An 8,822-nucleotide genomic window follows, 5' to 3' on the forward strand; every position below is an offset into this window, starting at 1 on the left:
CGGGGGTAGCGTCGCTGTATGACCCCTGGACGACCCGTACCGCCGCCCCTCGCCCGCCCGATTTTGCCGGCTCGCAGCTTCGAAAATGACAGCACGGTAAACGACAGCCTGGCGGCCGCCTATGGCGCCACGTCCGGGGAAAGCGGCCTCGTCCCGCTGACCGTAGCAAGGCGGGCACTCAAGGCGGACGACGTCCGGATTGCCATTGACTTCTGCGGCCTCTGCCACTCGGATGTCCACGCCACCCGCGGGGAATGGGGCACCCAGCACTACCCCTTGGTTCCCGGGCACGAAATCGTCGGCAGCGTCAGTGCTGTCGGGTCGGCCGTGAACGACTTCGCGCCTGGAGATCTGGTAGGGGTTGGCTGCATGGTCGACTCGTGCCGGGAGTGCCGGAGTTGCCTGGACGGACAGGAACAGTACTGCGAAAACGGACTGACTGGGACCTATGGGGCGAAGGACGCCCGCAACGGTGGAGCGATCACCCAAGGCGGTTATTCGACGTCGGTAGTGGTGGACCGCCGGTACGTGGTCCGCGTGCCGGACAGCCTTGACCCTGCTGCCGTGGCGCCGCTCCTGTGTGCCGGTGTCACCACGTTTTCCCCGCTCCGCCATTTCGGCGTCAAGGAAGGGGACACAGTGGGCGTCGTGGGACTTGGCGGCCTGGGGCACATGGCGGTCAAGCTGGCCAAGGCCATGGGCGCCCGTGTGGTGGTCTTTACCACCTCCGAATCAAAAGTTCCCGCTGCGCTGGAACTGGGCGCGGACGAGGTGGTGTTGTCCCGGGACGCGGACGCGATGGCCGCCGCCGACCGCAGCATCGACGTCATCATCGACACCGTGGCCGCTCCACATGACTTGGACCCCTTCCTTCGCACCATCCGGCGGGACGGTGCGCTGTTCCAGCTGGGTTTGCCGTCAGAGACCATGCCACCGGTAAACCCGAGGGCGCTGATCCGTCGGCGGATCTCCTATACAGGCTCGCTGATCGGCAGCATCGCCGAAACCCAGGAGATGCTCGATTTCTGCGCTATGCATCATGTCGTGGCGGACATCGAACTGGTGCGCGCGGACCAGCTGAATGAGGCCTACGACCGCATGGTGGCAGGCGACGTAAAATACCGGTTTGTGCTGGACACCAGCACCCTGCAGGCCCCGGCCGAGGAGGCAGACGCATGAGTACCCTGTTCACCAAAATCCTTAACGGCGAGATCCCCGGACGCTTCGTCTGGCGCGAGCCGGAGGTCGCCGCCTTCCTCACCACCGGGCCCCTGGCTGACGGGCACACCTTGGTGGTCCCCACAGAGGAAGTGGACCGCTGGACGGATGCGTCGCCGGAAACGCTCGCCAAGGTGATGGAAGTGGCGCGCCGGATCGGTGCGGTGCAGCTGGATATCTTCCCGGCGGAGCGTGCCGGGCTGATCGTGGCGGGGTACGAGATCAACCACTTCCATGTCCATGTGTGGCCATCCAGGAGCATGGCCGATTTTGATTTTGCTTCGGCCGACCAGCACCCTGACCCTGCCGTGCTGGACGCGAACGCCGAGAAGCTTCGCGAAGGTTTGCGGGCCGCCGGTTACGGGGAATTCGTACCTGGCGACGCCTAGCCCCGCTGATGCCCAGAGCCACTGAGGCCCACAGCCTAGGCCGGCGCGAGAGCTTTGTTGAGCACGGCGCGGATTCGTTTTTCGGACACTGAGTAGGCAGTCCCCAGTTCGACGGCGAAGAGGCTCACCCTGAGCTCTTCGATCATCCAGCGCACCTGGGCCAGCTCCGCACCTGCCCGGCGGCCAGGCAGCAGGGCCGACACCGCGTCGTCGTAGTCGTCTTCCAGGCGCTGGACGGCGGCCATGCTGAGAGCGTCGCGCTGGACGTTGCCTGGCAGCCGTTCCAGCCGTTTTTCGATGGCTGCCAAATATCGCGGCAGCTGGCTCAGCTGGGCATAGCCGGTGCGGGCCACAAAGCCCGGGAACACGAGTTGCTCCAATTGGCTCTTGATATCGTTCAGAGCGCTGATGAGGGCAAGGCTCGTGGTGCCCTTCAGCTGCTTCTCGATCCGCCGGGTGCTGGCAAGGATGCGTTCCACCACTGCCGTCACACTGAAGACGGTATCGATGAGTTCGGCGCGGACCTGCTCATACAGCGCATCGAAGGACGCCTGGTCCCACGGAAGTTCAGCCGGGACCAGTTTGTCTACGGCGGCCAAGGCACAGTCGGCGATGAGGGCGGAGACTGAACCGTGCGGATTCTGGCTGAAGGTCAGTTTTTCGGTGTTGTTGAGGTGCTCCAGGACGTAGCGGTCCGGTGCCGGAACGCGGAGGGCCAGAAGCCGGATCACCCCGCCCCTCATGGCCTCCAGCTGTTCCGAAGGTGTCTGGAAGACGCGCAGGGCCACGGAGGTCCCTTCGTCCACCAGTGCCGGATAGCCCGTTACAGTGTGGCCCTTGACGGTGTTGCTTACCTGCCGCTGCACCGTGCCGAACGTCCAGGAGGTCAGGCCGCTTTGCTCCTTGAACCCCGGCGTCGAGCCGTTGGCGCTGCCTCCTTCGGCCGCCGCAGGGGGGATTCCGGCGGCTTTGCCGCCGGATTTTTGGGCCGTCGTTCCAGGCGTGGCCCCCAGCGACTCAGCGATGGCACGGCGAGTCGCCGGCGCCAGCTTTTCCTGCAGGGCGGCCAGGTCCTTGCCTTCGTCCAGTACCTTGCCCTTGCTGTCCACCACCTTGAAGCTCACGCGCAGGTGGGAGGGCACGGCATCCCAGTTCCAGGACCCGGGCGGGATGATGTGGCCCCTGATCCGGCGGAGGGCCAGTTCGAGTGATGCTTCCAGCTCGTCGACGGCGGGGTCGAAGTCCGCTTCCAGGGCCGCGACTGCCTGGCGGGCTACATCTGGGGCGGGAACAAAGTTCTTCCGGATCTGCTTCGGCAGGGACTTGATCAAGGCCGCTACCAATTCGGCGCGTTGCCCGGGAATCAGCCAGCGGAACGCTGCATCATCGAGCTGGTTCAGGAAGAGCACCGGCACTTCGGCCGTGACGCCGTCGGACGGGTTGGGCGGCGAGCCGGGCGCCACCGGATGGAACTCGTAGCTGAGCGGCAGCTCGAACCCCTTGTGCAGGAGGGTCTTTGGGTACGCGGCCTCGTCCAGGTCGTCGGCGTCGTCATTGAGCAGCAGCGACTTGTCGTAGTCCAGGAGGTCCGGATTCTTCTGCCGGGCTTCCTTCCACCACTTGTCAAAGTGCCGCTCGGACACAACTTCGGGGCCAATCCGGGCGTCGTAGAACTCAAACAGGGTTTCGTCGTCCACCAGCAGGTCGCGGCGGCGCATCCTGGCTTCGAGCTCCTCGACTTCAAGGAGGAGGGCGCGGTTGCGGTGGAAGAACTTATGGTGCGTTTTCCAGTCGCCCTCAACCAATGCATGCCTGATGAAGAGCTCGCGGGCCAGGACGGGATCCACCCGGCTGTAGTTGACCCGGCGCTGCGGGATGATGGGCACGCCGTAGAGCGTGACCTTCTCGTAGGCCATCACCGCGCCCATCTTGGTGGACCAGTGCGGTTCGCTGTAAGTACGCTTGACGAGGTCCGGCGCAACCTGTTCGGCCCAAACGGGATCGAACTTGGCGGCCACCCGTGCCCAGAGACGGCTGGTTTCCACCAGCTCCGCCGCCATGACGAACGTAGGCGACTTCTTGAACAACGCTGAGCCGGGGAAGATCGCGAAGCGGCTTCCCCGGGCGCCCATGTATTCGCGTTTGCGTTCGTCGAGGATGCCGATGTGGCTGAGCAAGCCGGAGAGCAGGCTGATATGGATGCCTTCGTGGTTGCCCACGGGGTCGGCCAGGCGCTTGTTGTCCAGGCTGATGCCCAGCGGCCGGGCCAGCTGCCGGAGCTGGGCGAACAGGTCCTGCCATTCCCTGACGCGCAGGTAGTTGATGAACTCCGTGCGGCACAGGCGGCGGAACTGCGTGGATGAGAGTTCCTGCTGCTTCTCCTGCAGGTAGTTCCATAGGTTCAGGAAGCCTGTAAAGTCTGAGTTTTCATCGCGGAAGCGGGCGTGTTTCTCTGCGGCCAGCTGCTGCTTGTCCGTAGGACGCTCCCGCGGGTCCTGGATGGTAAGCGCTGCGGCAAGGATCATCACTTCACGGACGCAGCCGCGTTTGCCGGCCTCCACGATCATCCGGCCGAGCCGGGGATCGACTGGGAGCTGGGCGAGCTTCTGGCCGACGGCGGTCAGGCCGCCGCTCTTGGCGTCCGCTTGTGCGTTTTGCGGTCTGGCGGCACTCAAGGCGCCGAGTTCACGGAGGAGGGTGACGCCGTCGTTGATTGCCCGTGAGTCCGGGGGCTCAACAAACGGGAAGTTCTCGACGTCCTTGGGCCCACGGGCCACCCCCATGGCGGTCATCTGCAGGATGACGGCGGCCAAGTTGGTCCGAAGGATTTCGGGGTCGGTGAAGAGGGGCCGGGACTCGAAGTCCTCTTCGGAGTACAGCCGGATGGCGATGCCGTCAGAAACGCGGCCACACCGGCCGGAGCGCTGGTTGGCGGAAGCCTGGGATACGCGTTCAATCGGGAGCCGCTGGACCTTGGTCCGGTGGGAATAGCGGGAGATCCGGGCTGTGCCGGTATCGATGACGTATTTGATGCCCGGAACGGTAAGGGAGGTCTCGGCGACGTTGGTGGCCAGCACGATCCGGCGTTTGCTGCCCGGGTGGAACACCTTGTGCTGTTCCTGCAGGCTGAGGCGGGCAAAGAGTGGCAGCACCTCGGTACCGGCAAGGCGCCGGTTGGACTGGATCCTGGCGTTGAGTGCCTCGGCCGCGTCACGGATCTCCCGCTCGCCCGAGAAGAAGATGAGGATGTCGCCGGGTGCCTCAGTGGCGAGTTCGTCGACGGCGTCGCAGACGGCGTCGAGTGGATCACGGTCCTCTTCGAGTTCGTCGTCGGAAGCGTCGGCGTCTTCGCCGTCTGCCGGGCCGCGCGCCGGCTGGGACAGCGGACGGTAGCGGATCTCCACCGGGAACGTTCGGCCTGAAACTTCGATGATGGGAGAGGGCTCGTCCTCGGAGCCAAAGTGCTTGGCGAAACGCTCCGGATCGATGGTGGCCGAGGTGATGATGATCTTCAGGTCGGGCCGCTGAGGGAGGATGCGCTTGAGGTAGCCCAGGATGAAGTCGATGTTGAGGCTTCGCTCGTGGGCCTCGTCGATGATGATCGCGTTGTATTTCCGCAGCAGCTTGTCGCGCTGGATTTCGGCCAGGAGGATGCCGTCGGTCATGAGCTTAACCTTGGTGGACCGGCTGACTTCGCCCGTGAACCGGACCTGGAAGCCCACTTCCTGGCCAATTTCGACGCCGAGTTCCTCCGCGATGCGCTCGGCCACCGTGCGTGCGGCCAGCCGCCGCGGCTGTGTATGACCGATCAGGCCGTTTTCGCCCAGTCCCAGTTCCAGGCACATCTTGGGGATCTGGGTGGTCTTACCGGAGCCGGTCTCGCCGGCAATGATGGTCACCTGGTTGGCGGCGATGGCCGCCATCAGGTCCTCGCGGCGCTCGGAGACCGGCAGCTCTGCGGGGTAGGAAATGTGAAAGGTCATGGCTCGAACCAGTCTACTGTGGGCTCCGCTGGCTGTTATGACGCTGTTACGGCCCGCACCCGGGGCTGATCACCGCCGACACCGGGGCGGATGCCGCCGTCGTGCTTTACGCATGCTTCCGCCGTCGGACCATCACAGCCTACCCCTGGCGCCTGCACAGAGGAGGACCCGGCTCTGATGAGCCGGGTCCTTGGTGGTTGATGGATGCTTGGGCCGATGTCCTGCTCAGAACAGATGTCCTGTTCAGAAGAGACGGAGCGTGTAGCTGGTACTGGGCAGGTCCAAGGCGGACCAGGCCTGATGGGAGCTGACGGGCGGGTTATGGCCGAGGCCGTCGCGCAGAAGCGCTGAAACGGTGGCGGCGAGGACGATGAGGAGCAGGATGGCGATGATGATTCCGAAGATTTCCATGCCTCAATGCTGCTCCTGGCCGCCGCCAACCAACAGTGGCAGAAATGCCCAAAAAGCTATAATTTCTGCCACAATGGATGCATGCTCAAATCAGTGGCAGTCATCGTGGTTCCCAACTTTTCGATCTTCGAATTCGCTACGGCGTGCGAGGTATTCGGCATCGACAGGTCTGGTCGTGGCGGGATCGTGCCTGCGTTCGATTTCAGGGTCTGCACGCCTGAGCCTGGAAACCTCAGGCTCAAATCGGGCCTCTCCATGAACGTCTCCTTGGGGCTCGATGCCACGGCGGATGCGGACCTGGTGATTATGGCGCCGTACGGGCGGGACGAAGACGTTCCCGAATCCGTCCTGGAGGCGCTCCGTGCGGCCGATGCCAGGGGAGCCTGGGTTATGTCCATTTGCTCGGGTGCTTTTGCCCTTGCCCGCGCGGGCCTGCTCAACGGCCGGCGCTGCACAACGCACTGGCACTACTCGGGGGAGCTCGCCAGCCGCTATCCGGATGTGCAGGTGGACGAAAACGTGCTCTACGTCCAGGACGGGAACATCATCTCCAGTGCAGGCACGGCAGCCGGGATCGATGCCTGCCTCCATTTGGTCCGCGTGGAACTTGGCGCGAATGTGGCTGCCGCGATTGCGCGGGACATGGTGGTTCCGCCGCACCGCGACGGCGGCCAGGCGCAGTTTATCGACCGGCCCATGCCCACGTGCGGCTCCGCGCCGATGGAGGAGCTCCTTCGCTGGATGGTGCAGAACCTGGATCGCGAGCACACCGTCGGCGAGCTGGCGACCCGCGTGCACATGTCGGCCCGGACGTTCGCGCGCCGCTTCCGCTCCGAGACGGGCGCCACGCCGGCGGCATGGCTCAACTCACAGCGGGTCCTCCGGGCGCAGGAGTTGCTGGAATCGACGGACCTCAACATCGACGAGGTGGCCAGGGAATCCGGGTTCGGCCATCCGGTGCTGCTCCGGCACCACTTCGCCAAGGTGCTCGACACCAGCCCCCAGTCCTACCGCAGGGCCTTCCGGGGGCAGCTGGTGGAGGCGGGCTAGGCTGAGCCCGTCGTGCCATGCTGCGGGTGGTCTGCCCTAGGCAGGGTGGTCCTCGGCGGCCGCCCGGGCGCTGTCAACCAGCACGCGCCAAGGGCCGGTAACAGCCTGCTCGGGCAGTGCCGCCCGCCTTTGGCCGGCCCGGATTGCATAGATGAAACGGTCAGCCTGGTTCCCGGCAGCCTCCGCGGCTGCCGCCCTGACAGTTTTCGGCACCGCGTCCCAGGGGCATGCTTCGACAATGGGCTGCCACTGGTTCTTGGCGCTTTCGGTCTGGGCGTGCACTGTCCATACTCTTGTGACGGCGGCGATGCCGCCGCTTCGCTCCACACTGATCTTCATGGCCGGTCCCGGGCTTTCCTGCAGCCTGGCCGCTTGGTGGTGTGCGGCCGGGCATTCAACTAAAGCTTGACCTTCCCACGCCTGCCGTACGGCGTCATGCTCGGGGGAACCGGTGCCAAAGAGCTCGACGGCGGATGCCGCCGTCGCCCTCGCGAAGACACTGAAGGTGGCTGTGGCTGGCAGTGAGCCGTCGGTAAGCGTCTCGTACCAGATCCGGCCGGGGGACTCCCAGGCATTTCCGCCCAACGACTCTGCGACGAGGTAAAAAGCGCGGTTGGGAATCCCTGAGTTGATGTGGACACCACCGTTGTCCGCGCTGGTGCGTACATAGGAATCCATGGAGTCCGGCTGTGGGTCCTTCCCGAGAACGTCGTCGTCGTATGCAGTGCCGGGGGCCTTCATGGAACGCAGGGCTGAACCCTCCACATGCTCAGTAAAGAGACCTTCGCCGATGAGCCAGCTGGCCTCCTTGAAGGACTGCTGCCTGAGGTATTGCTCCACCAGGGCACCAAAAACATCCGACATCGATTCGTTGATGGCGCCTGCCTGGTTGCGGTAGGCCAGCCCGGCAGAGTATTGCGTGACGCCGTGGGCGAGTTCATGGCCGATAACGCTGAGAGACCGGGTGAAGCGTTGGAATACCTCGCCATCGCCGTCGCCGAAAACCATCTGGCTGCCGTCCCAGAAGGCGTTGTCGTAGAGCTTTCCGAAATGGACCGTGGCGTCGAGGGGGAGACCCTCACCGTCGATGGAGTTCCGGCCAAAGACCTCAGCGTAGAGCCGGTGCGTGTGCCCTAGGCCGTCGTAAGCTTCGTTCGCCGCGTCGTCGCCCGAGTCCGGTTCACCTTCCTTTCGGACGAGCTTGCCGGGAAGTTTCTCGGCGCCTTGTGCGTCGTAGATGCTTCGGTGAGGCGGTCCCGGCTGGACCTGCCGAAGTCCCGGGGGAGTAACCCTGGCCGGCTGGGCTCGGGACTCCTGGACCGACCGGACATGGCTCAGTGCTTCTTTCGCGGCCCGGGCTGCGGCGGAAAACTGTGGTGCGTCCTGGCGGGCCAGCCGGCGCAGCAGGTACGGCGGAATGATGGAACAGAATGTGGCTGAAGCGTGCATGGCCTACCCCCTCAAGTTGGTTGAATCAGCCTACGAGGGGCCACCGACAAAGGGACTGCAGCCACACCCGTTTGACGCAAGGGGCGTAGATTTTTGGAAACCTTGGCGGGGGTCGCCTGGGTATAAGCGGGGAGCTCTGCGGCCATGTCCCTGGTGGTCGGGGGTTATCCACATAGGTGATGTGCTGGGCTGTTTTTGTTGGCGGGTCGCTGGATGATGGGGGTATGGGGATCCCGGGTGTTGAGGAGGCGGTTGAGGCCTTTGAGGCTGCTGCTGCGGAGTTTGCTGCCTTTGTGCGCCGGGGGCTGGGCGGCCGCGGTTC

Annotated in this window: 6 protein-coding genes and 1 pseudogene; 3 read left to right on the forward strand and 4 right to left on the reverse strand. The window is 64.6% G+C overall.

What is annotated here, in order from left to right; all coding sequences use genetic code 11:
- Positions 1-18 precede the first annotated feature (18 nt).
- Both V9L17_RS07915 and V9L17_RS07920 read left to right on the forward strand, forming a co-directional pair.
- Positions 19-1,179, forward strand: coding sequence for an NAD(P)-dependent alcohol dehydrogenase (locus tag V9L17_RS07915; RefSeq protein WP_337351028.1), 1,161 nt, complete (start codon positions 19-21; stop codon positions 1,177-1,179).
- Positions 1,176-1,607, forward strand: a complete 432-nt coding sequence (locus tag V9L17_RS07920; RefSeq protein ID WP_337345828.1) for an HIT family protein — start codon at positions 1,176-1,178, stop codon at positions 1,605-1,607. Before V9L17_RS07915 ends, V9L17_RS07920 begins: the two co-directional genes overlap by 4 nt.
- A 35-nt stretch (positions 1,608-1,642) precedes the next feature.
- Here V9L17_RS07920 and hrpA read toward each other — a convergent pair whose 3' ends face one another.
- On the reverse strand, positions 1,643-5,590 hold the full coding sequence (hrpA, locus tag V9L17_RS07925; RefSeq protein WP_443198018.1) for an ATP-dependent RNA helicase HrpA: 3,948 nt from the start codon (positions 5,588-5,590) through the stop codon (positions 1,643-1,645).
- 243 nt (positions 5,591-5,833) lie between these two features.
- Positions 5,834-6,001 carry a hypothetical protein gene (locus tag V9L17_RS07930; RefSeq protein WP_337345829.1) on the reverse strand — a complete coding sequence of 56 codons (168 nt, stop codon included), beginning with the start codon at positions 5,999-6,001 and terminating at the stop codon, positions 5,834-5,836.
- Between the two features lie 81 nt (positions 6,002-6,082).
- Between V9L17_RS07930 and V9L17_RS07935 the strand changes: the two genes are divergently transcribed.
- Positions 6,083-7,051: a GlxA family transcriptional regulator gene (locus tag V9L17_RS07935; protein ID WP_337345830.1), complete on the forward strand. Its 969-nt coding sequence runs from the start codon at positions 6,083-6,085 to the stop codon at positions 7,049-7,051.
- Between the two features lie 36 nt (positions 7,052-7,087).
- Here V9L17_RS07935 and V9L17_RS07940 read toward each other — a convergent pair whose 3' ends face one another.
- On the reverse strand, positions 7,088-7,390 hold the full coding sequence (locus V9L17_RS07940; RefSeq protein WP_337345831.1) for a protealysin inhibitor emfourin: 303 nt from the start codon (positions 7,388-7,390) through the stop codon (positions 7,088-7,090).
- Between the two features lie 72 nt (positions 7,391-7,462).
- Positions 7,463-8,500, reverse strand: a pseudogene (locus V9L17_RS07945) (M4 family metallopeptidase); the annotation flags it as partial.
- Positions 8,501-8,822 lie beyond the last annotated feature (322 nt).

The organism is Pseudarthrobacter sp. CCNWLW207 (assembly GCF_037203945.1).
In the GTDB taxonomy this organism is placed as follows: Bacteria; Actinomycetota; Actinomycetes; order Actinomycetales; family Micrococcaceae; genus Arthrobacter.

Coding starts and splice junctions, on each gene's coding strand:
- V9L17_RS07930 (WP_337345829.1), bottom strand. CDS start 6,001: ATGGAAATCTTCGGAATCATCATCGCCATCCTGCTCCTCATCGTCCTC.
- hrpA (WP_443198018.1), bottom strand. CDS start 5,590: ATGACCTTTCACATTTCCTACCCCGCAGAGCTGCCGGTCTCCGAGCGC.
- V9L17_RS07935 (WP_337345830.1), top strand. CDS start 6,083: ATGCTCAAATCAGTGGCAGTCATCGTGGTTCCCAACTTTTCGATCTTC.
- V9L17_RS07915 (WP_337351028.1), top strand. CDS start 19: ATGACCCCTGGACGACCCGTACCGCCGCCCCTCGCCCGCCCGATTTTG.
- V9L17_RS07940 (WP_337345831.1), bottom strand. CDS start 7,390: ATGAAGATCAGTGTGGAGCGAAGCGGCGGCATCGCCGCCGTCACAAGA.
- V9L17_RS07920 (WP_337345828.1), top strand. CDS start 1,176: ATGAGTACCCTGTTCACCAAAATCCTTAACGGCGAGATCCCCGGACGC.